This is a genomic window from Bradyrhizobium sp. USDA 4454 (assembly GCF_054822705.1).
This window is the reverse complement of sequence record NZ_JBTRCN010000001.1, coordinates 240044-264645: the sequence shown is the minus strand read 5'-3', so window position 1 is coordinate 264645 and position 24602 is coordinate 240044. Positions and strand designations below refer to the sequence as shown.

Annotated in this window: 20 protein-coding genes; 10 read left to right on the top strand and 10 right to left on the bottom strand. The window is 65.0% G+C overall.

Annotation, left to right across the window (positions count from 1 at the left end; translation table 11 throughout):
* Positions 1-56 precede the first annotated feature (56 nt).
* The 3 genes from ACVIW0_RS01220 to ACVIW0_RS01210 all read left to right on the top strand — a co-directional run bounded on the left by ACVIW0_RS01220 (position 57) and on the right by ACVIW0_RS01210 (position 4640).
* A complete protein-coding gene (locus tag ACVIW0_RS01220) occupies positions 57-2396 on the top strand; it encodes a xanthine dehydrogenase family protein molybdopterin-binding subunit (protein WP_461350657.1) in 2340 nt (779 codons plus the stop codon).
* Between the two features lie 13 nt (positions 2397-2409).
* Positions 2410-3210, top strand: coding sequence for an FAD binding domain-containing protein (locus ACVIW0_RS01215; protein ID WP_461350656.1), 801 nt, complete (start codon positions 2410-2412; stop codon positions 3208-3210).
* 317 nt (positions 3211-3527) lie between these two features.
* A complete protein-coding gene (locus ACVIW0_RS01210) occupies positions 3528-4640 on the top strand; it encodes a CaiB/BaiF CoA transferase family protein (protein WP_461350655.1) in 1113 nt (370 codons plus the stop codon).
* Between the two features lie 168 nt (positions 4641-4808).
* Here ACVIW0_RS01210 and hppD read toward each other — a convergent pair whose 3' ends face one another.
* The gene (gene hppD / locus ACVIW0_RS01205) at positions 4809-5927 is read right to left on the bottom strand and encodes a 4-hydroxyphenylpyruvate dioxygenase (protein WP_461350654.1); all 1119 of its coding nucleotides are present in this window, start codon (positions 5925-5927) and stop codon (positions 4809-4811) included.
* Between the two features lie 123 nt (positions 5928-6050).
* Between hppD and ACVIW0_RS01200 the strand changes: the two genes are divergently transcribed.
* Together ACVIW0_RS01200 and ACVIW0_RS01195 are read left to right on the top strand one after the other, a co-directional pair.
* Positions 6051-6527 (top strand): Lrp/AsnC family transcriptional regulator, encoded by a 477-nt coding sequence (locus ACVIW0_RS01200; protein WP_461350653.1) that lies wholly within the window; start codon positions 6051-6053, stop codon positions 6525-6527.
* A gap of 87 nt (positions 6528-6614) precedes the next feature.
* Positions 6615-6926 carry a DUF1272 domain-containing protein gene (locus ACVIW0_RS01195; RefSeq protein WP_461350652.1) on the top strand — a complete coding sequence of 104 codons (312 nt, stop codon included), beginning with the start codon at positions 6615-6617 and terminating at the stop codon, positions 6924-6926.
* A 159-nt stretch (positions 6927-7085) separates the two neighbouring features.
* Here the strand turns inward: ACVIW0_RS01195 and fahA are convergent, their stop codons facing one another.
* From fahA to ACVIW0_RS01170, 5 genes are all read right to left on the bottom strand, one after another.
* Complete coding sequence (fahA, locus tag ACVIW0_RS01190) at positions 7086-8357, bottom strand: fumarylacetoacetase (protein WP_461350651.1); 1272 nt, start codon at positions 8355-8357, stop codon at positions 7086-7088.
* A 169-nt stretch (positions 8358-8526) separates the two neighbouring features.
* Positions 8527-9873: a homogentisate 1,2-dioxygenase gene (gene hmgA, locus ACVIW0_RS01185; protein WP_461350650.1), complete on the bottom strand. Its 1347-nt coding sequence runs from the start codon at positions 9871-9873 to the stop codon at positions 8527-8529.
* A 2-nt stretch (positions 9874-9875) separates the two neighbouring features.
* The gene (locus ACVIW0_RS01180) at positions 9876-10832 is read right to left on the bottom strand and encodes an MBL fold metallo-hydrolase (RefSeq protein WP_461350649.1); all 957 of its coding nucleotides are present in this window, start codon (positions 10830-10832) and stop codon (positions 9876-9878) included.
* 28 nt (positions 10833-10860) lie between these two features.
* Complete coding sequence (locus ACVIW0_RS01175; protein WP_038385743.1) at positions 10861-11088, bottom strand: DUF2783 domain-containing protein; 228 nt, start codon at positions 11086-11088, stop codon at positions 10861-10863.
* Positions 11089-11097: 9 nt separating this feature from the next.
* Entirely contained in the window at positions 11098-12726 is a 1629-nt protein-coding gene (locus tag ACVIW0_RS01170; protein ID WP_461350648.1) for an FAD-dependent oxidoreductase, read from the bottom strand.
* 178 nt (positions 12727-12904) lie between these two features.
* On the opposite strand from ACVIW0_RS01170, the gene ACVIW0_RS01165 reads away from it, so the two are divergent.
* Positions 12905-13465, top strand: a complete 561-nt coding sequence (locus ACVIW0_RS01165) for a MarR family winged helix-turn-helix transcriptional regulator (RefSeq protein ID WP_461350647.1) — start codon at positions 12905-12907, stop codon at positions 13463-13465.
* Between the two features lie 106 nt (positions 13466-13571).
* On the opposite strand, the gene ACVIW0_RS01160 is transcribed toward ACVIW0_RS01165, so the two are convergent.
* The 3 genes from ACVIW0_RS01160 to ACVIW0_RS01150 all read right to left on the bottom strand — a co-directional run bounded on the left by ACVIW0_RS01160 (position 13572) and on the right by ACVIW0_RS01150 (position 16535).
* Positions 13572-14570, bottom strand: coding sequence for an IS30 family transposase (locus tag ACVIW0_RS01160; protein ID WP_461350646.1), 999 nt, complete (start codon positions 14568-14570; stop codon positions 13572-13574).
* Between the two features lie 215 nt (positions 14571-14785).
* On the bottom strand, positions 14786-15775 hold the full coding sequence (locus ACVIW0_RS01155; RefSeq protein ID WP_461350645.1) for an NAD(P)-dependent oxidoreductase: 990 nt from the start codon (positions 15773-15775) through the stop codon (positions 14786-14788).
* Positions 15729-16535, bottom strand: a complete 807-nt coding sequence (locus ACVIW0_RS01150) for an N-acyl homoserine lactonase family protein (RefSeq protein WP_461350644.1) — start codon at positions 16533-16535, stop codon at positions 15729-15731. The genes ACVIW0_RS01155 and ACVIW0_RS01150 overlap by 47 nt, the downstream gene beginning before the upstream one ends.
* Positions 16536-16915: 380 nt before the next feature.
* On the opposite strand from ACVIW0_RS01150, the gene ACVIW0_RS01145 reads away from it, so the two are divergent.
* The 4 genes from ACVIW0_RS01145 (at position 16916) to ACVIW0_RS01130 (ending at position 23659) form a co-directional block, all read left to right on the top strand.
* Positions 16916-18511 carry a caspase family protein gene (locus ACVIW0_RS01145; RefSeq protein ID WP_461350643.1) on the top strand — a complete coding sequence of 532 codons (1596 nt, stop codon included), beginning with the start codon at positions 16916-16918 and terminating at the stop codon, positions 18509-18511.
* 136 nt (positions 18512-18647) lie between these two features.
* Positions 18648-19301 (top strand): OmpA family protein, encoded by a 654-nt coding sequence (locus ACVIW0_RS01140; RefSeq protein WP_461350642.1) that lies wholly within the window; start codon positions 18648-18650, stop codon positions 19299-19301.
* Positions 19302-19575: 274 nt separating this feature from the next.
* Positions 19576-20493 carry an efflux RND transporter periplasmic adaptor subunit gene (locus ACVIW0_RS01135; RefSeq protein ID WP_461350641.1) on the top strand — a complete coding sequence of 306 codons (918 nt, stop codon included), beginning with the start codon at positions 19576-19578 and terminating at the stop codon, positions 20491-20493.
* 13 nt (positions 20494-20506) lie between these two features.
* Positions 20507-23659 carry an efflux RND transporter permease subunit gene (locus ACVIW0_RS01130; RefSeq protein ID WP_461350640.1) on the top strand — a complete coding sequence of 1051 codons (3153 nt, stop codon included), beginning with the start codon at positions 20507-20509 and terminating at the stop codon, positions 23657-23659.
* A gap of 19 nt (positions 23660-23678) precedes the next feature.
* Here ACVIW0_RS01130 and ACVIW0_RS01125 read toward each other — a convergent pair whose 3' ends face one another.
* A complete protein-coding gene (locus tag ACVIW0_RS01125) occupies positions 23679-24314 on the bottom strand; it encodes a pyridoxamine 5'-phosphate oxidase family protein (protein ID WP_461350639.1) in 636 nt (211 codons plus the stop codon).
* Between the last annotated feature and the right edge of the window lie 288 nt (positions 24315-24602).

The window sequence follows — 24602 nt, the reverse complement described above, 5'->3', positions numbered from 1 at the left end:
CGCCGGTCTCGATGGAAACGGCGGCAAATCGAATCTCCGGTCGGGAGGACTAGACCATGGGTGTTGAAGGAATTGGCGCACGCGTCGTGCGCAAGGAAGATCGCCGGTTCATCACCGGACAAGGACGTTACGTCGACGACGTTAAAATGGTCGGCATGAGCTACGCTCACTTCATCCGCAGCCCGCATGCACATGCCAAGGTCAAGGGCATCAACTCCGCCGAGGCGATGAAGATGCCCGGCGTGATCGCGGTGCTGACCGGGCAGCAGATCGTCGACGACAAGGTCGGCAACCTGATCTGCGGCTGGGCAATCACCTCGAAGGATGGTTCGCCGATGAAGATGGGCGCGTGGCCGGCGATGGCGCCGGAGACCGTGCGCTTCGTCGGACAGGCGGTTGCGGTCGTGATCGCCGAGACCAAGAACCAGGCCAAGGACGCGGCGGAAGCCGTCGTCGTCGATTACGAAGAGCTTCCCGCGGCGGCCGACATCAAGGCCGCGATCAAGCCGGGCGCGCCGCAGCTGCATCCCGAAGCCCCCGGCAACATCGTCTATGACTGGCATCTCGGCGACGAAGCCGCGGTCAAGGATGCGTTCAGCAAGGCCGCCAATGTGGTGACGCTCGAGCTCACCAACAACCGCCTGGTGCCGAATGCGATGGAGCCGCGTGCGGCGGTCGCGCATTACGACCAGGCCGAGGAGCACTACACGCTCTACACGACCTCGCAGAATCCGCACGTCGCCCGCCTGGTGCTGTCGGCGTTCTACAACATCGCGCCCGAGCACAAGCTGCGCGTGATCGCGCCCGACGTCGGCGGCGGCTTCGGCTCCAAGATCTACATCTATCCGGAAGAGATGGTGGCGCTGTGGGCCTCGAAGAAGGTGGGCCGTCCGGTCAAGTGGACCGGCGACCGTTCGGAAGCCTTCCTCACCGACGCGCACGGCCGCGACCACGTCTCGAAGGCCGAGATGGCGTTCGACAAGGACAACAAGATTCTTGGCCTGCGGGTGAAGACCCACGCCAATTTCGGCGCCTACATGTCGCTGTTCTCGTCGGCCGTGCCGACCTATCTCTACGCGACGCTGCTGTCCGGCCAGTACGTGATCCCGGCGATCTATGCCGAGGTAATCGGCGTCTACACCAACACCACGCCGGTCGACGCCTATCGCGGCGCCGGCCGACCCGAGGCGAGCTATCTGATCGAACGGATGATGGAGACGGCGGCGCGGCAGTTGAAGGTCGATCCGGCCGAGCTGCGCAAGAAGAACTTCATCACCACGTTCCCGTACCAGACGCCGGTCATCATGGCGTACGACATCGGCGACTTCCACGCCTCGATCGATGCCGCGATGAAGGCGATCGACTATGCCGGCTTCCCGGCCCGCAAGGCCAAGGCGAAAGCCAGTGGCAAACTGCGCGGCATCGGCGTCTCCTGCTACATCGAAGCCTGCGGCATCGCGCCGTCGAAGGCGGTCGGCAGTCTCGGCGCCGGCGTCGGTCTGTGGGAATCGGCTGAGATCCGCGTCAACCCGGTCGGCACCATCGAGGTGCTCACCGGCTCACACAGCCACGGCCAGGGCCACGAGACCACGTTCTGCCAGATCATCGCAGAGCGGCTCGGCGTGCCGATCAGCCAGGTCTCGATCGTCCATGGCGACACCGACAAGGTGCAGTTCGGCATGGGCACCTACGGCTCGCGCTCGCTCGCGGTCGGCGGCACCGCGATCGTGAAGGCGATGGAGAAGGTCGAGGCCAAGGCCAAGAAGATCGCGGCGCATGCGCTCGAGGCGTCCGAGAGCGACATCGTGATCGAGAATGGCGAGTTCAAGGTCACCGGCACCGACAAGTCGATCGCGCTGCCGATGGTCGCGCTCGCCGCCTACACCGCGCACAACCTGCCCGACGGCATGGAGCCGGGGTTGAAGGAGACGGCGTTCTACGACCCGACCAACTTCACCTTCCCGGCCGGCGCCTATATCTGCGAGCTCGAGGTCGATCCCGGCACCGGCAAGACCTCCTTCGTCAACTTCGTGGCGGCCGACGATTTCGGCCGGCTGATCAACCCGATGATTGTCGAGGGCCAGGTCCATGGCGGCCTTGCCCAGGGCATCGGCCAGGCCCTGCTCGAAGGCGCGGTCTATGACGGCACCGGTCAGCTGGTGACCGCGTCGTTCATGGATTACACCATGCCGCGCGCCGACGACCTGCCGTCGTTCCAGCTCTCCCACACCACGACGCTGTGTCCGGGCAACCCGCTCGGCGTCAAGGGCTGCGGCGAAGCCGGCGCCATCGGCGCCTCGGCTGCCGTGATCAACGCGATCACGGACGCCATCGGCAACAACAAGCTGGAAATGCCGGCGACGCCCGATCGCGTCTGGCACGCCATTCACGGTTGAGGGAGGAAGAGCCATGTACGAGACCAATTATCATCGCGCTTCCTCGGTCGCCGACGCCACCGCAACCTTCGCCAAGGGCGCGGAATCAAAATTCCTCGCCGGCGGACAAACCCTGCTTCCCGTGATGAAGCAGCGCCTCGCAGCGCCGTCCGACGTGATCGACCTTTCCAAGGTGCAGGAGTTGATCGGCATCGAGGTATCCGGCGACACCGTCACCATCAAGGCCGCGACGCCACATTACGATGTCGCGCAGAGCGAGGCCGTGCAGAAGGCGATCCCGACGCTCGCGCATCTGGCATCGATGATCGGCGATCCCGCCGTGCGCTATCGCGGCACGATCGGCGGCTCGCTCGCCAACAACGATCCGGCGGCGGATTATCCGGCGGCGGTGCTGGCGCTCGGCGCGACGGTCAAGACCAACAAGCGCTCGATTGCGGCGGATGACTTCTTCAAGGGCCTGTTCTCGACGGCGCTCGAAGACGGCGAGATCATCACGCAGGTCGCATTCCCGATCCCGGCCAAGGCGGGCTATGCAAAATTCCCGAACCCGGCCTCGCGATTCGCGCTGACCGGCGTGTTCGTCGCCAAGACCAAGTCGGGCGACGTCCGCGTCGCCGCGACCGGCGCGTCACAGAGCGGCGTGATGCGGGTGGCACCGATCGAGCAGGCGCTGAAGGCGAACTGGGCGGCGTCGGCGCTTGATGCCGTCACGATCCCGGCAAGCGGCCTGCTCGCCGACATCCACGGCTCGGCGGATTACCGCGCGAACCTGGTGAAGGTGATGGGACAGCGGGCTGTGACCGCCGCCGGCTAGCCTCTATCCTTCCGGAACCTATGCAGACGGCGCGCAGCGATGCGCGCCGTTCGCGTTTTGCTGGCATTCCAGCCAAAAGGGCTTGCCACGTCCCGCATTCGGCGAGAGAATTTAGCTAATCAGCTAATTAAAAATACCGTCAGGCGGACGGTGCGGGGAGAGGACTTATGACGTTCAGCAGATCCGACGAACACCCATTGCCATGGCCAGCGACAGCCAGGCCGCGCCTTTGATGGCAGCGCCGGTGCGATCCCCCGCGTCGGACGCGTGAACAAGACCCGTCGATGAACTTCCTATAGCAACAACGGAACAACAACGTGCTCGACAAGCCCGCCTCCCAGACCGCCGCTCGCACTTCGGGGCCGCTCACAGGCTTCCGCATCGTCGAATTCGCCGGCATCGGCCCCGGCCCGTTCGCCTGCATGCTGCTGGCCGACATGGGCGCCGAGGTCATCACGCTGGATCGGGTCGGCGCGGGCAAGAATCTGAAGGCGGTGGCAACCCGCGGCCGCAAGGTCATCGAACTCGATCTCAAGAACAGGGCAGCGATCGCGGAAGTGCTCGAACTGCTCGGCCATGCCGATGCGCTGATCGAGGGCTTCCGGCCCGGCGTGATGGAGCGCCTCGGCCTCGGCCCGGACGTCGTGCTCGCGCGCAATCCAAAACTGGTCTACGGCCGCATGACCGGCTGGGGCCAGGAAGGCCCGCTGGCCAATGCCGCCGGCCACGACATCAACTACATCTCGATCACCGGCGCGCTGGCTGCGATCGGACCTAAGGAGAAGCCGGTGCCGCCGCTCAATCTGGTCGGCGATTTCGGCGGCGGCGCGCTCTATCTCGTGGTCGGGGTGCTCGCGGCTCTGCTGGAAGCGCAGAAATCCGGCAAGGGCCAGGTGGTCGACACCGCGATGTGCGACGGCGCGGCCTCGCTGATGTCGATGTTCTACGACATGGCCGCGCAGGGCCGCTGGAGCGGCGGCCGCGACCAGAATTTCCTCGACGGCGGCGCGCATTTCTACGGCGTCTATGAATGCTCCTGCGGCAACTTCATCTCGATCGGCTCGATCGAGCCGCAGTTCTACGCGCTCCTGCGCAAGCATGCCGACCTGACCGACGCCGACTTCGACGCCCAGATGGACCGCAAGGCCTGGCCGGCGCTGAAGGCGAAGCTGGAAAAGGTGTTCAAGAGCAAGTCGCGCGCCGACTGGTGCGCGATCATGGAGGGCACCGACATCTGCTTCGCGCCGATCCTCACCATGGAGGAAGCACCGAAGCATCCGCACATGGCGGCGCGCCAGGTGTTCGTCGAGCGCCACGGCGTCACCCAGCCCGCCCCTGCGCCGCGCTTCTCGCGCACGCCGTCGGCGATCCGCGAGCCGGAGCTGGCGAGCATTGCGGAGGTGACGGCTGAGTGGAAGGCAGCGAAATAAATCTCGCCGTCGTCCCGGCGAAGGCCGGGACCCATTACCCCGAATGCCGGCTGCTGTATGACGTGGGGCCGCGATCCCTTCTACAACTAAACTCGGTGGTTATGGGTCCCGGCTTTCGCCGGGACGACGACTGTGAGATTTGAGCGAGCGCGCTCGCCTCCAAGGGCCTCACGCCGCGTGATCGACTTTCAACACGCCGCGGCGGATCTGGTCTTCCTCGATCGATTCGAACAGCGCCTTGAAGTTGCCTTCACCGAAGCCATCGTCGCCCTTGCGCTGAATGAATTCGAAGAAGATCGGCCCGATCGCATTCGCCGAGAAGATCTGCAGCAGCACCTTGGTCTGGCCGCCCTCGACCACACCTTCGCCGTCGATCAGGATGCCGTTGTTCCGCAACCGCGCGACGTCCTCGCCATGGTTGGGCAGGCGGGCGTCGATCCGCTCGAAATAGGTATCGGGCGGCGACGGCATGAACGGCAGACCATCCGCACGCAATCTCTCGACCGTCGCATGGATGTCGCGCGCGCCGCAGGCGATGTGCTGGATTCCCTCGCCGCGATAGACGTTGAGATACTCCTCGATCTGCCCGGAATCGCCAGCGTCCTCGTTGATCGGAATCCGGATCTTGCCATCCGGGCTGGTCAGCGCGCGCGAGAACAGGCCGGACGCGCGGCCCTCGATGTCGAAGAAGCGGATCTGGCGGAAGTTGAACAGCTTTGCGTAGAAGCCGGTCCAGACATCCATGCGGCCGCGATGGACGTTGTGGGTGAGGTGATCGATGTAATACAGGCCCGAACCCGCGGGGCGCGGGTTGGCGGCACCCAGCCACTCGAACTCGGCGTCATAGGCCGAGCCCTTGGCGCCGTAGCGATCGACGAAATACAGCAGGCTGCCGCCGATGCCCTTGATCGCGGGCACGTCGAGCGTCTTGCCCGCGGACGACACATCCGCCGGCTCCGCGCCCAACGCGATCGCACGCTGATAGGCCTGCCTGGCATCGACCACGCGGAACGCCATCGACGGCGCGCAGGGGCCGTGCGCGGCGACGAAGTTGAAGCCGTGGCTGCCGGGCTCCTCATTGACGAGATAGTTGATGTCGCCCTGGCGATAGACCGTGATGGCCTTGGTCTTGTGCCGGGCGACCGCGACAAAGCCCATCAGCTTGAACAAAGCGTGCAACTCGCCGGGATTGGGGTGGGCGTATTCGACGAACTCGAAGCCGTCGGTGCCCATCGGGTTCTCGGTGCTGATTTCGGCCGGCGGCGCATCGTGCGGAAACGGTCCCATGACGGTAACTCCCTGATCTGTCTGAAGATCAGTTTCCGTCACTTGCGACGCAACGTGCGTGCAAAATGGCCGCTGCTTTGCTAATATCGCGCACGATCCGTGCATGAATTGGACATTTGGTGCATGCTAGACGTCGACGCCTTCGACCTCAAGATGCTCGCCGCGCTCCAGGAAGACGGCCAGCTGACCAACCAGCAACTGGCCGATCTCGTCGGCCTGTCGGCCTCGCAATGCTCACGGCGGCGGATGCGGCTGGAGGAGGAGAAGGTGATCTCCGGCTACCACGCCGACCTCGCCGGCGAGGCGCTCGGCTTCGGCCTGATCGCCTTCATCCACATTACGCTCGCGACCCACTCGCCCGACAACGCCAAGCGGTTTCGCGAGCTGGTCAACCGCGTCGACGACATCCAGGAAGCCTACGCGCTGACCGGCGACGCCGACTACGTGCTCAAGGTGATGTTGCGCGATCTCAAGAGCCTGTCCGACATCGTCAACAACGTGCTGATGCCGCACCGGAGCGTGGCCCATGTGCGCTCCTCGATCGTGCTCGACCGGTTGAAGGAGAGCACCAAGCTGCCGCTGAAATCGCTGCAAGCGTGATCCGGCGCGAATCGAGGGAAATACGTCATTCGCTTTTCCGGTCCGATTTGCGATCATTCCTTCCGACACCCGGCTAGAGAGACGATCATGGCGCTGCAGCTGCGACCGAACTGCGAATATTGCGACAAGGACCTGCCGCCGAGCGCGCTCGACGCGCGGATCTGTTCGTATGAATGCACCTTCTGTGCGGATTGCGCCGAGAGCAGGCTCGGCAATGTCTGCCCGAACTGCGGCGGCGGCTTTACGCCGCGGCCGATCCGCCCGGCTAAGCCGTGGCGGCCGGGCGTCTGCACCGTGAACCAGCCACCGTCGGACAAGCGGGTGCACCTGAAGTACAGCTTGGAGGATGTCGCAGCGAATACGGCGCGGCTGAAGGATATCCGGCCGGAAGAGCGGTGAGTTTCCCACAGGTGTCAGGCTCCTTCCCCCCGAAAGGGGGAAGGTGGGATGGGGGTCAGCCGCGGGCGCCAGCGCTCGTTGAGAGACCAGATCCCCACCCGGTTTGCTGCGCAAACCGACCCCCCCTTTTCAAGGGGAGGTGAAGTGATGCGTGGAAGGTCACTCCGCCGCGACGATCGTGCCTTCGACCTCGCCGAATCCGACGCGATAGCCATCGCCCTGGCACCAGCCGCGCATGACGAGCGAATCACCGTCCTCGAGGAACGAGCGCGTCACCCCGCTCGCCAACTCAACCGGCTCGGTGCCGTTCCAGCTGATTTCCAGGAGGCTGCCGCGCTGATGTTTTTCGGGACCGGAGATCGTGCCGGACCCTAAGAGATCGCCGACATTCATCGCGCAGCCTGACGATGCGTGATGCACGAGCTGCTGCACCGACGACCAATACATGTACTTGAAATTCGTGCTGCAGATCGTCTTCGCCTCGTTCATCGCGCCGGCGCGCAAGGCGACATCGAGCTGCATGTCGTAATTGTTCGGCTGGGTCTGCTTCAGGTAAGCCAGCGGCTCCGGCTCCTGCTTCGGGCCCTGCATGCGGAACGGCTCCAGCGCCTCGCGCGTCACCACCCACGGCGAAATCGAGGTCGCGAACGCCTTGGCCTGGAACGGGCCAAGCGGAACATACTCCCACTGCTGGATGTCGCGCGCGCTCCAATCGTTGAGGATGACGAAGCCGAAGATCATTTCTTCAGCCTGCTTCTCGGTGAGCATCTCGCCCATTGGCGAGGCTTGTCCAACGACGACCCCCATCTCCAATTCGAAGTCGAGGCGCTTGCAGGGGCCGAAGCTCGGCACATCGGCACTCGGCGGCTTCAGCTGGCCGCGCGGCCGGCGCACCTTGGTGCCACCAACCACGACCGTCGAGGCGCGGCCATTATAGCCGATCGGCATATGCAGCCAGTTCGGTTGCAGCGCATTGTCCTTGCCGCGGAACATGACGCCGACATTGGTGGCGTGCTCCTTCGACGAATAGAAATCGGTGTAGCCCGCAACGGCGAACGGCATGTGCAGCCTGACGTCGGTCATCGGCACCAGCGCCCGCGCGCGCAATTCCCCGTTGTCGCGCAGCTCCGGGTGATCGGAGCGCAGCAGCTCGCTGATCCGCGCCCGCGTCGCCGACCACACCTTCGGCCCCAGCGCCATGAAGGCGTTGAGCGACGGCTGCGAGAACACGCCGAGCGGCCCGACATCGAGCCGCGAGTCCTGCTCAAGCTCCCAGAGGTCGAGCACGTAATCGCCGATCGCAACGCCGACGCGCGGCGCAAGTCCGTCCTTCGACGAGAACACGCCATAGGGCAGGTTCTGGATCGGGAAGTCGGAGGTGGGCGCGACGTCGATGAAGGAGCGGAGCTTGGGGTCGTTGGGGTGGGGCATGGATTCCTGCCGAATTGATTGACGCACTCTTTCTCTCGTCATCCCGGGATGCGCCGTAAGGCGCAGGCCCGGAATCCATCAGGCCACGGGTCGCGCGGAGCAATGGATTCCGGGCTCGCGCTTCGCGCGCCCTCAGATGCGCAATTGCGCATCGGGGAATGACGGCGGGCTACCGCTTGCTCGGGTCGAACTTCTTCTCGAGCCCCTTCCAGCAATCCGAGTAATCGTCCTGCAGCGTCGAGGAGGTCGCGGCGTGCTGCGTCACGCGTTGCGGGAAGCGCGTCTCGAACATGAAAGCCATGGTGCCGGTCAGCTTCACCGGCTTCAGCTCGCCGTTGCTGGCGTGCTCGAAGGCTTCGCGGTCGGGCCCGTGCGGCAGCATGCAATTGTGCAGGCTGATGCCGCCGGGGACAAAACCCTGCGGCTTGGCGTCGTAGACGCCGTAGATCAGGCCCATGAACTCCGACATGATGTTCATGTGGTACCACGGCGGACGGAAGGTGTTGTCGGCCACCAGCCAGCGCTCGGGGAAGATCACGAAGTCGATGTTCGCGGTGCCGGCGGTCTCCGACGGCGAGGTCAGCACCGTAAAGATCGACGGATCGGGATGATCGAAGGCGATCGCGCCGACCGGCGAGAAGGTGCGCAGATCGTATTTGTAGGGCGCGTAATTGCCGTGCCACGCGACCACGTCGATCGGCGAATGCGGCAACGTGGTCTTGAACAGCGAGCCGCCCCACTTCACGTAGAGCTCGGTCGGCGTGTCCTTGTCCTCGTAGCTGGCGACCGGCGTCAGGAAGTCGCGCGAATTGGCCAGGCAATTGGCGCCGATCGGGCCACGCTCCGGCAGCGTGAACGCGCCGCCATAGTTCTCGCAGAGATAGCCGCGCGCTGGTCCCGCCGGAATCTCGACGCGGAATTTGACGCCGCGCGGGATCACCACGATCTCGCCGGGCTCGGCATCGATGCGGCCGAACTCGGTGACGAAGCGCAGCTTGCCCTGCTGCAGCACGAACAGCAGTTCGCCATCGGCATTGTAGAAATGCTGATCGACCATCGATTTGGTGATGAGATAGACATGCGCCGCCATGCCGGCTTGCGTATTGGCATCGCCCGCCGTGGTCATGGTCTGCACGCCCTGGAGGAAGGTCATGTCCTGTTTCGGGATCGGCGCGGGATCCCAGCGCAGTTGCGCGATCGGCATGTCGTATTCGTGGCACGGCGCGGTGCGCCACAGCCCGCTATCTGCCTTGGCGAAGCGGCCGGAATGCCGCACCGACGGGCGGATGCGATACAGCCACGAGCGCTCGTTGGTGCCGCGCGGCGCCGTGAACGGGGAGCCGGACAGCTGCTCGGCATAGAGCCCGTAGGCGCAGCGCTGTGGCGAGTTGCGCCCCATCGGCAGCGCGCCGGGCAAGGCCTCGGTCTCAAAGCTGTTGCCGAAGCCGGACATGTAGCCCGGCGTGACCTGCCCCGAACTGCGCACGATCTGATCAGGCGAGGTATTGATGTTCATGTCTATCCTCCTCCTTGCAGGGCGGCCCACATTTCCTGGTCGCGCTTGTCGGTCCAGATCACGGGATCGTCGATCCCGGACGCCTCGTCATAGGCACGCGACACGTTGAACGGCAGGCAGTGCTCGTAGATCGCAAACTTCGAGAATTTCGGGTCCATCACCTCGCGCGTCGCCGCCATCGATTCCTTCAGGCTATGGCCCTTGGCAACGGAAGACTCCGCCGCACCGTAAAGCGTGGTGACGAAATCGCGGGTCATCGCGATCGCATCGCGCCCGGTGGCGAGGCCCTTCAGCGCATCGCCACGGCCCGGCGCGATCGCCTTCGGATTGAAGGCGCGGATCTCGTTCAGGGTCGTGGGCCATTCGCGCAGATGCGCATCGCCGCAATAGCAGGCCGAGTGGTACTCGATGAGATCGCCCGAGAACATCACCTCGGCATCCGGCACCCAGGCGACGATGTCGCCCGAGGTGTGGCCGGCGCCGAGCTGCATCAGCCGCACCTCGCGCTTGCCGAGATAGATCGACATTTCGCCTTCGAAGGTCAGCGTCGGCCAGGTGAGGCCGGGGATGCTGGCGGCATCCTGAAACAGCCGCGGGAACCGGCCGTACTCGGAGTCCCAGTCCTGCTGGCCGCGCTCCTCGATCAGCCGATAGGTCTCCTGCGAGGCCACAATGCCCTGCGCCTTATAGGCGGACGCGCCGAGCACGCGCACCGCGTGATAGTGCGACAGCACGACATATTTGATCGGCTTGTCGGTGACGGTCTTGACCCGCTCGATCACCTTGTTGGCCATCGCGGGCGTCGCCTGCGCGTCGAACACCAGGCAGCCGTCGTCACCGACGATCACAGCGGTGTTGGGGTCGCCCTCGGCGGTGAAGGCGTAGAGATCGGTGCCGATCTCGGAGAAGGTGACCTTCTTCTCCGCGAGATCCGTGGTCGATGCGAAACCTTTGGCCATCAGTTCAATCCTGTTCGTTTGATCAGTGCTATTGTTGTTGCTGTTGTTGCTGCTGGCTCGCGTCCAGCATCCGCCGCTTCGCCAGCGCGATCGCCTCGCGCAGCACGTCGAGATCGCCGATATGGTTGGCGAGCACCAGAACCAGCGCGGCATCGAGATCGGCGCTCTGCGCGTCGGTGAGGCCGCGATGCGCCTCGACGATGGCGCGGAAGGCATCGTCGGGCTTTGCGAAATTCGAACTGGTCGATAGCGCCATGACAGGTCCTCAGCTCAAGCCGGCAGCGCGCGCCAGCGCCGCATCGAGTGCCGGCCGCGCGGCGTTGCGGAAGCGCGCCGCGACGTAGCCATCGGGCCGCAACAGATAGGCGGTCCCGGGCTCGGCGTCGTAGCGCTTGGCGGCGAGGCCTTGCGCATCGATCAAGCCGCCCTCACCGCCGACCTGGATGGAGCCGACGCCATCGGGCACATCGGCGGCGGCACCATTGCCAAACTCCAGTACGGTGAAACGCGTTCCCTGCTTGATGAAAACGTCGGTCAGATAGGTCGAACCGCCGCCCTGTTCAGTCACCGGCGCATCCAGCATCGAGGCGCCCGGCCGCGGGCCGCCGCGCCACTCGTCGCGATCGCCGCTCGACAGCGGCGTCTCATAGACCGACGGCACCGACAGCCGGCCGCCATTGACCATGCGCTTGCCGAACTCGGTGTCCTTGGCGAGCGACAACACGGCCTGGCGCAGCCGCGCCTCCTGCTTGGTCACCGGCGCCATGAAATCGGTCGAGCGGGTGGACTCGCGGATGTTCTCGTCCGCCGCCGCGCTGCGCTCGATATGGTAGGTCTCCAGCAAGCCTTCCGGCGACAACCGGCGCAGCACGCGATCGAGCTTCCACGCCAAATTCTCGGCGTCCTCCAATCCTGAATTGGCGCCGCGCGCGCCGAACGGCGAGACCTGATGCGCGGAATCGCCGGCGAAGATCACCCGGCCATGGATGAACTTGGCCATCCGGCGGCACTGGAACTTGTAGAGCGAGATCCATTCGAACTCGAACTTGTCATGGCCCAGCATACGTTCTATCCGCGGCCGGACATTCTCGGGCTGCTTCTCGGCCACCGGATCGGCATCGGGATTGAGTTGCAGGTCGATTCGCCAGATGTCGTCCGGCTGCTTGTGCAGCAGCGCCGAGCGTCCGGCATGGAACGGCGGATCGAACCAGAACCAGCGTTCGGTCGGAAATGCCGCGGTCATCTTGACGTCGGCGATCAGGAATTGGTCCTCGAACACCTGGCCCGCGAACTCCGCACCGACCATCTGCCGCAGCGACGAGCGGGCGCCGTCGCAGGCGACGACGAAGGAGGCGCGCACCTGGTAGGAGCCTTCAGGCGTTGCGATGGTCAGCACAACGCCATCGTTGCGGCTCTCCAGCGCGATCACCTTGTTGCGCCAGCGCAGGTCGATCTCAGGCAGCTGTTCGACCCGGTCGACCAGATAGGCCTCGGCATAGAACTGCTGCAGATTGATGAAGGCGGGCCGCTTGTGGCCTTCCTCGGGAAGCAGATTGAACTGGTAGAGCTGCGAGGCGCCGTGAAAGATCTTGCCGACGCTCCACACCACGCCCTTCTCGACCATGCGATCGCCGACGCCGAGGCGATCCCAGAACTCCAGCGAGCGTTTCGAGAAGCAGATCGCGCGCGAGCCTTCGCCGATCCGGTCGGCGTCATCGAGCAGCACCACGCGCTGGCCGCGCTGGGCGAGATCGATCGCAAGCGACAATCCAACCGGCCCGGCGCCGACCACGACGATCGGATGCTCCGCGACGCTGGCGGCCGACCGGTCCTGGTCGGGGTGGCGGCGATAGCCGAACTGGGTTTTGGCCTGTGCCGGTTTGGCTGATGCCATTGCGTGACCCTGGATGTTCCCTGGTGCGCCGGCCCTTGTCTGTGGCATGGGCTACGGCTTGTGTGACCGGCTTGCGACAACACCTTGCGGGCCGGCCGCGAGCTTGCTAAATTAGTCTCACCTGCAACTATCTTAAACTCCCAGTCGGGCCCGCCGTCAACTCAAATTGGAGGAATTTTTGGCCAGGACCTCTGCAAGCCAGCCTCCAGCCCGCGCGCGCAGCGCCGTGGAAGCGGACGCGCACGACGATGCCGCGCCGGCGAAGAAGCGCCTCGACCTCTTCCACTTCATGCCGTTCCGCCTCAACCGGCTGTCGGCCGAGGTGAGTTCGGCGCTGTCGAGCGAATATCAGGCACGCTACGGCCTCGACATTCCGGAGTGGCGCGTGCTCGCGACGCTCGGCTTCCGCAGCGATCCCTGCAGCGCGCAATACATCGCGCACTGCACCCGCACGCACAAATCCACCATCAGCCGCGCCGTCTCGGCGCTGATGGAGCGCGAGATCGTCGAACGCGTCGAGAACGCCGACGACCGCCGCGAATTCCGCCTGCGGCTGACCACAAAGGGCCAGGCGCTGTACGAGGAGCTGATCCCGCGTCTGCTGCGCAAGGAGCAGGAGATATTGTCCTGCCTGTCCGCACAGGAACGCCGCGACCTCGGCCGCCTGCTCGGCAAGGTCGAGAGCAGCCTCGAGCTGGTGCAGACCAGTGAAGAGGCCGACGCCAAGGACGCGTATTAGGACCCCTCCCCCGTCGTCCTGGCGAAGGGCCAGGACCCATACGCCGCGGCCGGAGTTGTGGACGGCACTCGTCGTTGCAGCGGAGCGCAACAAGCAACATTTGTGGTTATGGGTCCGAGGTGGATTCACACTCGAAGTGCAACACTTGAGAGAAGGCCTCGAGAGGGGTTTGGAAGTCAAGGCATTTGCGCGGGGTGTTGTTGTAGGCGTTAATGGACTGGCGGAGGCGGCGCGTCGGGAAGGTCGCGAGATCGGTTTTGCGCGGAATGAAGCGGCGCATCCGACCGATCGCATTCTCGATGCCGCCCTTCTGCCAGGGCGCGTGCGGATCGCAGAAGAAGGTCTCGATCGCGAGGCGGTGCAGCTCCAGGTGACAGGCGAACTCGGTGCCATTGTCGAAGGTAACGGTCTGGCACAGGCCTTCCGGCAAGGCAGCAAACAAGCGGACGAGATGGCGGGCGATACCGCGCGCGAGCTTGCTGGCGATGCGGATGCCGAGCAGCAGGCGCGAGGTGCGCTCATGCACGGTCAGGATCGCCTGACCGTATTTGGAGAACATCATCAGGTCGGCTTCCCAATGACCGGGGGTGCTGCGATCGTCGGCCTCGATGGGCCGTTTATCCAAGGAAACACGGCCTTCGATGAAGCTTGCGGGACTGCCGCCCTTCTTGCCGCGGTAGCCGCGTTTGCTCTTGCCGCGTGGCAGATAACGCCGCCAGCTGAAGTCCGAGGTGCGTCGGATCTGGGCGTAAATGAAGCGGTAGATGGTCTCGTGGGAGATCACCTTGCGGCCGTGTTCGCGGGCCAGCCGGCCCGCGACCTGCTCGGGCGACCAGCCCCGACCAAGGCGCTCCAAGACCGCGCGGCGCAGGCCGGGCTCCCGTTCGAGGCGTACGCCCGTCCAGCGCCGCGCTCGCATCTGTTGCTGGGCATAGTTGGGTTTGTAGCCGACCTGGGCGCCAGAATTGCGGTTCAGCTCCCGAGAGATCGTTGATGGCGAGCGATCCAGAGCTGCCGCGATTTGCCGCACCGAGCTGCCATTGGCTGAAAGTCGGGCAATCTCGCATCGCTCGTCCAGGGATAGCTGCTCGTAACTCCGCCCCATCGCAACACCTCCTCAAGGAAGTGTTGCACTTCGTTTGTGAACTCAGGTCCTGGCCTTCGCCAGGACGACGCTGGGGTTGGGTTCGCACCCCGCCCTGTCCCGTCATTCCGGGGCGACGCGTCAGCGTCGAGCCCGGAATCCATTCATCTACGAACGTCCGGCCTGATGGATTCCGGGCTCGTGCTTCGCACGCCCCGGAATGACGACGGAGAGAGTTATGCCCCCTCGATATGCTTGGCGATCACAGGGAAATAATTGTCCTTCGATCCCTTGTCGATCGCCTCCTGCAGCACCGTGCCGATCAGCTCTGCGCCGCGGATCTTGATGCCGGCATCGGCGGCGAGCTCGAGCGCGTAGGACAGATCCTTCAGCGCATATTCGGTCGAGAAGGCGCGCTCCGGAAATACGCCGGGCACGATCGCCTTCATGCCGTGGTTGCGCAGCGCAAAGCTGTCGGCCGAGCCCTTCGACAGGGTGTCCAGCAGCAGCTTCGGATCGACGCTGTTGTGCTTGGCCACCGCGACAGCCTCGGCCAGCGCGTTCACCGTCTCGAACAGCACCATGTTGTTGAGGATTTTGGTCACCTGCCCGGCGCCGACCTCGCCGCAATGGGTGACGTCGGTGGCAAAGCAGCGGATCAAGGGCTCGATCGCGGCATAGAGCGCGGGCACAGCGCCGACCATCACGCTGAGCGTGCCGTCCTGCGCCGCCTGCCGGGTGCGCGCGATCGGCGCATCGGCCCAGGCTGCGCCCTTGGCCTGCAATTGACCGGCGAAGTCGCGGGTCTGGCTGACTGATGACGTGCCGAGATCGACCACGATCTGGCCGCTTCTCACGTTCTTCAAAATGCCGTCGCCTTCGAACACCGCGCGGACGTGCCTGGCGCTGGGCAGGCAGAGGAACAGCACGTCGCTCTGCTTGATGACATCGGCGACCGAAGCCGCGACCTCCGCGCCATCGGTGAGCAGGCGTTGCAGCGGTTCGGCCGAAAGGTCGAACACCACGACGCGCTTGCCGCTCTTCTTGACCAGGTTGCGGCAAATCGGCTCACCCATCACGCCGAGGCCGACGAATCCGAGAGTCTTGTAGTCAGTCATATCGCTACTTCTTTTTGTCGCTACTTTTTTTGAGTTTCTTGACGTGTTGCAGATGCGCTTGTCACTTCGCGAACGATCGCGACGGCGCCAGATGCAGCGCGAACGCATCGACCTTGTCGCTGGCGCGCGGATAGATCTCGCTGACGATCGGATCGTGGCCGGGGATGAAGCGGTCGGGATGCCCGGCGAGCCGCTCCACGGTCTCCCAGCCCTGCACCATATCGCCGACGTTGTAGACAATCGGGAACGGGCTCTTCCTGTGCAGGTTCGCATAGTAGTGCGCGGCATCGGACGCCAGCACGACCGGACCGCGCGCGGTCTCGACCCGCACCACCTGCAGGCCGTCGGAATGGCCGCCGACGCGATGCACGGTGACGCCCGGCGCGATCTCGCCGTCGCCGGAATGGAAGGCGACGCGCTCGCCGTAGACGTGCCGCACCATCTGGGTGACATGCTCGACCGAGAACGGGTGACGCAGCATGCCGCTGCACATGCAGCGGCCGGTCGCATAGCTCATCTCGCGTTCCTGCAGATGGAATTTGGCGTTGGGGAAGCGATCCAGATTGCCGGCGTGATCATAGTGCAGGTGGGTGACGATGACGTCGCGGACCGCATCGGCGCTGACGCCAAAGCCGGCCAGCGCATCGACCGGATTAAGCGTCAGCTTGCGGGCGCGCGCCTTGGCCTCCTCGGCGTTGAAGCCGGTGTCGACTAGGATGTCGCGGCCATGGCCGCGAATCAGCCAGACGAAATAATCCAGATCCTGCGCCGTGGTATCGTGCGGATCAGGGACCAGGAAGTTGAGGTGGGGGGTGCGCGGCGACATCGTCGCATAGCGCAGGGCGTAGATCTCGTAGGCGTTTCCCATCGGTTTCGCTCTTGTTTGCAGTCATGTTGAATGGCGGGCCGTCCCGGACACAAAGCCATTGCCTCGCGTAAAGGTCAAACCACGCTGACTGCGATGAGCGCATGACAGGGCGGCCAAACCACCGCGGAAGCCACTGTAAGTGCAATCACATTATCGGCTCAAAGGAACCAGCGCCATGCCACGGCGGCGATGGCCGCCATGACCGCATGCTGTTGCAGTGCGGCCTAAGATCGTCATCGCGATAAACGACAGTGCCGCAGGTCGTTGACGGGGGTTTGGCGGTGGTTTGATAATGCGATTTCGCTAGAGTAAGGTCCCCGCGGCGCAGGCTGGAAAAGCGCCGTTTCATTGCAATGCCGCGATCTGGATTTGCCGCGATTATGAAAATCCGCCTTGCCTTGCTCGCCACGCTGATTTTTTCGATCGCGTCGCCCACCCTGTCGTTCGCCGCCGGCGACCGTTTCGCGCTGGTGATCGGCAACGCCAAATATCCCGACGCCGACACGCCGCTGAAGGAGCCGGTCAACGACGCCCGTGACGTCGCCGACGAGCTCAAGCGCGACGGTTTCACCGTCGAGGTCGGCGAGAACCTGACCGGCGACGGCATGAACCGCGCCTTCGAGAGGCTCTATGGCAAGATCAAACCGGGTTCGGTCGCACTGATTTTCTTCTCGGGTTACGGCATCCAGTCGAACCGGCAGAGCTACATGATCCCGATCGATGCCCAGATCTGGGCCGAGGCTGACGTTCGCCGCGACGGCTTCAGCCTGGAGACCGTGCTCGGCGAGATCAACAGCCGCGGCGCCGGCGTCAAGATCGCCCTGATCGACGCTTCGCGGCGCAACCCGTTCGAGCGCCGCTTCCGCAGCTTCTCGGCCGGGCTTGCGCCGGTGATCGCGCCGAACGGGACGCTGGTGATGTACTCGGCTGCACTGTCGTCGGTCGTCTCGGACAATGGCAGCGACCGCAGCCTGTTCGTGCGGGAACTGCTGAAGGAGATCCGCACCCCGGACCTGATGGCGGAGGAAACGCTGAACCGCACCCGTGTCGGCGTCACCCGGGCCTCGCGGCAGGAACAGGTGCCGTGGATCTCGTCGTCACTGGCCGAGGATTTCTCGTTCATTCCGGGCGGTGCAGCCACTTCAAGCGGCGCAGCCACTCCAGGCAGCGCTACGGGGGCGGCAAGCACTGCACCGACACCCGCCGCATCGCCGTCTACTGAGGTGGCAACGGCTCCGCCGGTCACGCCCCCGCCGGCACCGCCCGCTGCAACGCCAGCCCCGCCCGCGGCAACCCCGACACCAGCACCGGCGCCTCCCGCGGCAACGGCACCGGCGCCGCCGAAGTCCCCGGTTGCAACGGCCCCGGCCTCACCGCCACCCGCGCCGAAGGGTCCCGAGATCGCGCTGCCGCCACCCGCGCCTCCACCGCCGGTGGTGATCCAGCCGACGCCGGCGCCGAGCAATTCACCCGTGCTCGCCGACGATCCGACCATCAAGAGCCTGAGCGAGAAGCTGGACAAGAACCCCGACGACGGGGCCGCGCTGTATCGCCGCGGCCAGGTCTATGCCAGCAAGGGCGCCTACGACCTCGCGGTGAAGGACTTCACCAATTCGCTGCGGCTGAATCCGAAGGATGTCGAGGCCTATAACAACCGCTGCTGGGTCCGCACCGTGATCGGCGACTTGCAGGCCGCGCTGAAGGACTGCAACGAGGCGCTGCGGCTGCGCCCGAACTTCGTCGATGCGCTCGACAGCCGCGGCCTGATGAATCTCAAGGGCGGGCAGAACAAGAACGCGATCGCCGATTTCGATGCCGCGCTGAAGATCAATCCGCGGCTGACCTCGTCGCTGTACGGGCGCGGGCTTGCCAAGAAGCGCAACGGCGCGGTCGCGGAAGGCGATCTCGACATCGCCAATGCCAAGGCGATGGACCCCAACATCGTCAAGGAATTCGCCGACTACGGGGTGCAGTGACCAATCGATCGAGGCCACCCTGGCCTCGAACCGCTGCTGGACTAGCGCGACTAATCAGAGGAGGCGTGCTGGGCAACGATGCCGGCAAACCGAAGAGTTGCATGGAACCGCGCAAGCCTGCGCAGGAGGGACCGAAATGCTCAAGCCGTCGGCAAAGGCCGCGATCCTTTCAATCATGACCGCCGGCGCCGTGCTGTCGTTCGGCATGGTCGCCGCCCGCGCCGGTGACGACGTCACCGAGGACCAGATCATCAAGGCGCTGACGCCCGAGAAGAAGCCGCTGACCCGCGGCCTCTCGGTCGGCCCGCAGACCACCTCGCCCGGGCTCAACGCGGACCAGGCCAAATTCGTGCAGAGCGTTCGTGGCCGCGCCACCCGCTCGCTGTCCTCGACCGAGCGCGAGGAGATCGCGACCATCGTCCAGGACAAGCCGAAGATCGATCTCGAGATCAACTTCGACTACAACTCCGCGAATATCAGCGCCAGGTCGCTGCCCTCGGTGCAGGCGCTCGGCCGCGCCCTCACCAATCCAGACCTAAAGGGCTCGACCTTCGTGGTCGCCGGCCACACCGACGCCGCCGGCAGCGAGGACTACAATCAAGGCCTCTCCGAGCGCCGCGCCGACGCCATCAAGCGCTATTTGGTCGACAAATATGGCATCAACGGCACCGATCTGGTCACCGTCGGCTACGGCAAGAGCAAGCTGAAGGACCCCAGCCACCCGATGGCGGACGTCAATCGCCGCGTCCAGGTCGTGAATGTGGAAAACAAGGACACTGCGTCCAAGTGAAACTCGTCCAAATGATACCGATCTGATGGGCGGTGGCGTGGCCGCTTTTTGAGGCTACAATGCGTCCCGCACCCCGGCGGGGCGCATTTGCTTGAGGGCAGAAGCCCGAGCTTCCCACCGGTGAGCCGCCCCGCATAACGTCAGGGCATGATCCGGAACGGTGGACACCAACCTTCCGCATGCTCAGGGAATATGATGGCGAGCGTGATGAGACTTCGACGAGCACCCAAGACTATCCCTGTCGATGCGCGCCAGGCTCTGGATTGATCAGGCGATGAATTTTTCCCGATACCTCAGGCCTGCACTCGGCACGGTGTTTTTCCTCGTGCTGGCCATTGCCTATTACACCTTCGAGCACCGCTCCCACCCGGAGGAGAAGGAGACGCCGGGCCAGGCACTGGTGGTGGTGACGAAGTCGACCAATGCCTGCTTCTCCGACATGGTCCGCGTCACCGGCTTCATCGTGCCGCGCCGCGAGGCGCAGGTGAATGTCGACCAGGACGGCTCCAAGGTCACCGAGGTGCTGGTGCGCGAGGGCGATACCGTGACCGAGAACCAGGAACTGGCGCGGCTGACCCCGCCGCCGCAGCAGGCCGCTCAGGCCAATGCCAAGCCGCTCGTGCTGCGGGCACCGGCAGCCGGCCTGATCACCGAGGTGCGCACCGCGCCCGGCGCCCCGGCCTCGCCGCAGGCTCCGCCGATGTTCAAGATCTCGATCGGCAACGAGATCGAGCTCGACGCCGAGGTGCCGGGCTTCCAGCTCCTCAAGCTAAACCCCGGCGCCAACGTGCGGATCAGCCGCGACGATGCGCCCGACATGGTCGGCAAGGTCCGGCAGATCTCGCCGCAGATCGACCGCGCCACCCAGCTCGGCCATGTCCGCATCACCATCAACAACAATCCGACGCTGAAGGTCGGCATGTTCGCACGCGCCAATATCGACGCCAAGCGTTCCTGCGGGGTGGCGGTGCCACGCACTGCGATCGACCGCCTGACCTTGCAGGTCGTGAAGGACAACACAGTGGAGACCCGCAGGGTGCGCGTCGGGCTGACCTCCGACACCTCGACCGAAATCCTTGAAGGCCTCGACGTCGGCGAAATCGTCGTGGCCGACGCTGGCACCTCGCTGCATGACGGCGACCAGATCAAGACCATGTTCGCCGACGAACTCGATCGCACGCGATCACGGTAATTCGGGCACGCTAATGGCTTTGAACATCTCGGCATGGTCGATCCGGAACCCGCTTCCCTCGATCGTCTTCTCGATCATCCTGCTCGTGCTGGGCTGGGTCTCCTTCACCAAGCTCGCGGTGACGCGACTGCCGAGCGCCGACATTCCGGTGATCTCGGTCGCGGTCTCACAGTTCGGCGCAGCACCCTCGGAACTTGAATCGCAGGTCACCAAGACCATCGAGGACGGCGTCTCCGGCGTCGAGGGCGTGCGCCACATCTCCTCCTCGATCACCGACGGCCTGTCGGTGACCACGATCCAGTTCGCGCTGGAGACCAACACCGACCGCGCGCTCAACGACGTCAAGGACGCCGTGACGCGGGTACGCGCCAACCTGCCGCAGAACGTCACCGAGCCGCTGATCCAGCGCGTCGACGTGATCGGCCTGCCGATCGTGACCTATGCGGCGATCTCGCCCGGCAAGACGCCGGAGCAGCTCTCATATTTCGTCGACGACGTGGTCAAGCGCGCGCTGCAGGGCGTGCGCGGCGTCGCCCAGGTCGAGCGCATCGGCGGTGTCGAGCGCGAGATCCTGGTCTCGCTCGATCCCGACAAATTGCAGGCGGTGGGGCTCACCGCGGTCAATGTCAGCCAGATCCTGCGCGGCACCAATGTCGACGTCGCCGGCGGCCGCGCCGAGATCGGCAAGAACGACCAGGCGATCCGGACGCTGGCCGGCGCCAAGACGCTGAACGAGCTCGCCGGCACCATGATCCCGCTGTTCGGCGGCGGCGAGATCCGGCTCGACGACCTCGGCACCGTCACCGACACCATCGCCGACCGCCGCACCTTCGCCCGCTTCAACGGCGAGCCTGTGGTGGCGCTCGGCATCAAGCGTTCCAAGGGCGCCAGCGACGTCGTGGTCGCGGCTGCGGTGCAGAAGCGCATCGACGCGCTGAAGGTTGCCTATCCCGACGTCGACCTCAAGCTGATCGACACCTCGGTCGAGTTCACCAAGGGCAATTACGAGGCCGCGATCTCGACCTTGTTCGAGGGCGCGATCCTCGCCGTCATCATCGTGCTATTGTTCCTGCGCGACATCAGGGCCACGATCATCGCCGCGGTCTCGCTGCCGCTGTCGATCTTCCCGGCATTCTGGGCGATGGACCTGCTCGGCTTCTCGCTCAACCTGGTCTCGTTCCTCGCCATCACGCTGTCGACCGGCATCCTGGTCGACGACGCCATCGTCGAGATCGAGAACATCGTTCGCCACATGCGGATGGGCAAGACGCCTTATCGTGCTGCCCTTGAAGCGGCCGACGAGATCGGCCTCGCGGTGATCGCGATCTCGCTCACCATCATCGCGATTTTCGCGCCGGCAAGCTTCATGTCCGGCATTGCCGGGCAGTTCTTCAAGCAGTTCGGCATCACCGTGTCGGTGCAGGTGTTCTTCTCGCTGCTCGCGGCGCGCTTCGTGACGCCGATGCTGGCCGCCTATTTCCTCAAGCACCATGACCACGACGATCCGCCGCCCGGCCGCATCCTGCGCAGCTATCACAGCCTGGTCACCTGGTCGGTGAGGCACCATTACATCACGGTGCTGCTCGGCTTTGCGGTATTCGCGGCGTCGATCTGGAGCATCACGCTGCTGCCGCAGGGCTTCCTGCCGGCGCAGGACACCGCGCGCTCGCTGCTCGCGATGGAGCTGCCGCCCGGCTCGCAGCTCGCCTACACCGAGAAGGTCACCGAGGAGATCGTGGCGCGGCTGCGCAAGCGGCCCGAAGTACGCAGCGTGTTCGTCGACGGCGGCCGGGTGCCGCCGGGCATCCAGGAAGTGCGGCGCGCCGCGCTGATCATCAACTACACGCCGAAGGCGGACCGCAGGATCACTCAGCGCGAGCTCGAGCTGTCGATCGGCAAGGAGCTCGATAACGTCCCCGACATCAGGTTCTGGTTCCTCGACGAGAACGGCCTGCGGGCGATCTCGCTGGTCGTCACCGGCACCGACAGCAATATCGTCAACAACGTCGCCAGCGAGCTGGCGACGCAGATGAAGCGGATCTCGATCATCGCCAACGTGATCTCGGAAACCGCGCTCGACCGGCCCGAGCTGCGCATCCGTCCACGCGCCGAGCTCGCGGCCCGGCTCGGCGTCTCGACCGAAAGCCTGTCGCAGACCATCCGCGTCGCCACCATCGGCGATGTCGGCCCGGCGCTGGCCAAGTTCGACGCCGGCGAACGCCAGGTCCCGATCCGCGTCCAGCTCGAGGACAATGCACGCAGCGATTTGCAGATGCTGGAGCAACTGCGGGTGCCGCTCGGCCAGCGTGGCGAACGCGGCGGCGTGCCGCTGTCCGTCGTCGCCGACATCCAGCTCGACCAGGGCCCGACCAGCATCAACCGCTACGACCGCGAGCGGCAGGCGACCGTCGCCGCCGACCTCGTCGGCAATGCCGCGCTCGGCGACGCCACCAAGCTGATCTACGACCTGCCGGTCATGAAGAGCCTGCCGAAGGGCGTCAAGGTCAGCCCGTCCGGCGACGCCGAGAGCCTCGCGGAGCTGTCCGACGGCTTCGCCACCGCGATCACCGCCGGCCTGATGATGGTCTATGCCGTGCTGGTGCTGCTGTTCGGCACCTTCCTGCAGCCGATCACCATCCTGTTCTCGCTGCCGCTTTCGATCGGCGGCGCGATCGGTGCGCTGCTCTTGACCGGCAAGCAGCTCACCACGCCGGTGTGGATCGGCATCCTGATGCTGATGGGTATCGTCACCAAGAACGCCATCATGCTGGTGGAATTCGCGGTCGAGGCGATCCGCGACGGCAAGGCGCGCGAGGACGCGATGATCGACGCCGGCATGAAGCGCGCCCGACCGATCGTGATGACCACGATCGCGATGGCCGCCGGCATGATGCCGTCAGCGCTGGCGTTCGGCGCCGGCGGCGAATTCCGCTCGCCGATGGCGCTCGCGGTGATCGGCGGGCTGATCTTCTCGACCGTGCTGTCGCTGGTGTTCGTGCCGGCGATGTTCATGGTGATGGACGACATCGGCGGCCTGATCTGGCGCTTCGGCAAGCGGCTCGTGGTCTCGCATGCCGATCACGAGCTGACCCCGAGCGAGCCGAAGTCGGACGAGAGCAAGCGGCAGGGCGGCCCGCCAAGCATGATCTCGCCCGCTGCGGAGTGAGCTCGAGTTCGCAGCGCGGCTAATACAGCCGCGTGCGATAGGCCTCTTCCATCGCCTTCTCGGCGACCTCGACCTCGATCGCGGCGGTCTGCTCGGCGATGATCCGGCCGAGCGTCGGGAAACTGCTGCGCTCGACCTGGGCAGCGGGATTCCAGAGCTTTGAGCGCATCAGCGCCTTGCCGCAATGGAAGTAGGTCTCGTCAACATGCACCTTGAGGCCGATAACCGGGGTGACGTTCTGCACCGTCAGCGGCGTCAGGAGGTCCGGTTCCTGCGAAATCTCCGCCCGCCCGTTGACGCGCAGCGTCTCGTTGATGCCGGGCACCATGAAGATTAACCCGATCCCGGGCGAGGCGATGATGTTGCCGAACGTGTCAACCCGGTTGTTGCCGCGGCGGTCCGGGATCAGCAGCGTCTTGTCGTCGAGCACCGAGACGAAGCCCGGCGCATCGCCGCGCGGACTGGCGTCGGCATGGCCGTTGCCGTCGCTGGACGCAATGATGAGGAACGGCGACAGCGCGATGAAGTCGCGGCAGAACTTGCCGAGATGATGGAGCACCTTCTTCTCCGCGAGCGGGCTGACCTGCCCGAAATGCCCACGAAGATCCTCCTGCGACTTGACCGGCGGCTTGCCGCCCGCGTTCTGGCTGCTCATTGCGAACTCCCGTTTGTCGCCCGTCTATACCACGTCGGCGCCGAAAATGCCGGCTGGCAGGGAGCGCGCATTGGCCGCGGCCGCAAGGCTCAGTGCGGAACGCAAAACCCCTGCGGTCAACGGGAAAGACCGCAGGGGTTTGCAGGTGGATGGCGTGAGGCCAGCAAGGCTGGGTGTCACCCCAAGGACCGGCACCGCAATGAAAGCGATAGCGGCCTCGTCATGCAAGCAACTCTTTTAGGCAGGAGTGCGTCAACATTCGCAGGCAACGCGCGCGAGCGAATCGAA

Coding starts and splice junctions, on each gene's coding strand:
- ACVIW0_RS01220 (WP_461350657.1), top strand. CDS start 57: ATGGGTGTTGAAGGAATTGGCGCACGCGTCGTGCGCAAGGAAGATCGC.
- ACVIW0_RS01215 (WP_461350656.1), top strand. CDS start 2,410: ATGTACGAGACCAATTATCATCGCGCTTCCTCGGTCGCCGACGCCACC.
- hppD (WP_461350654.1), bottom strand. CDS start 5,927: ATGGGACCGTTTCCGCACGATGCGCCGCCGGCCGAAATCAGCACCGAG.
- ACVIW0_RS01200 (WP_461350653.1), top strand. CDS start 6,051: ATGCTAGACGTCGACGCCTTCGACCTCAAGATGCTCGCCGCGCTCCAG.
- ACVIW0_RS01195 (WP_461350652.1), top strand. CDS start 6,615: ATGGCGCTGCAGCTGCGACCGAACTGCGAATATTGCGACAAGGACCTG.
- fahA (WP_461350651.1), bottom strand. CDS start 8,357: ATGCCCCACCCCAACGACCCCAAGCTCCGCTCCTTCATCGACGTCGCG.
- hmgA (WP_461350650.1), bottom strand. CDS start 9,873: ATGAACATCAATACCTCGCCTGATCAGATCGTGCGCAGTTCGGGGCAG.
- ACVIW0_RS01180 (WP_461350649.1), bottom strand. CDS start 10,832: ATGGCCAAAGGTTTCGCATCGACCACGGATCTCGCGGAGAAGAAGGTC.
- ACVIW0_RS01175 (WP_038385743.1), bottom strand. CDS start 11,088: ATGGCGCTATCGACCAGTTCGAATTTCGCAAAGCCCGACGATGCCTTC.
- ACVIW0_RS01170 (WP_461350648.1), bottom strand. CDS start 12,726: ATGGCATCAGCCAAACCGGCACAGGCCAAAACCCAGTTCGGCTATCGC.
- ACVIW0_RS01160 (WP_461350646.1), bottom strand. CDS start 14,570: ATGGGGCGGAGTTACGAGCAGCTATCCCTGGACGAGCGATGCGAGATT.
- ACVIW0_RS01155 (WP_461350645.1), bottom strand. CDS start 15,775: ATGCGTTCGCGCTGCATCTGGCGCCGTCGCGATCGTTCGCGAAGTGAC.
- ACVIW0_RS01150 (WP_461350644.1), bottom strand. CDS start 16,535: ATGGGAAACGCCTACGAGATCTACGCCCTGCGCTATGCGACGATGTCG.
- ACVIW0_RS01145 (WP_461350643.1), top strand. CDS start 16,916: ATGAAAATCCGCCTTGCCTTGCTCGCCACGCTGATTTTTTCGATCGCG.
- ACVIW0_RS01140 (WP_461350642.1), top strand. CDS start 18,648: ATGCTCAAGCCGTCGGCAAAGGCCGCGATCCTTTCAATCATGACCGCC.
- ACVIW0_RS01135 (WP_461350641.1), top strand. CDS start 19,576: ATGAATTTTTCCCGATACCTCAGGCCTGCACTCGGCACGGTGTTTTTC.
- ACVIW0_RS01130 (WP_461350640.1), top strand. CDS start 20,507: ATGGCTTTGAACATCTCGGCATGGTCGATCCGGAACCCGCTTCCCTCG.
- ACVIW0_RS01125 (WP_461350639.1), bottom strand. CDS start 24,314: ATGAGCAGCCAGAACGCGGGCGGCAAGCCGCCGGTCAAGTCGCAGGAG.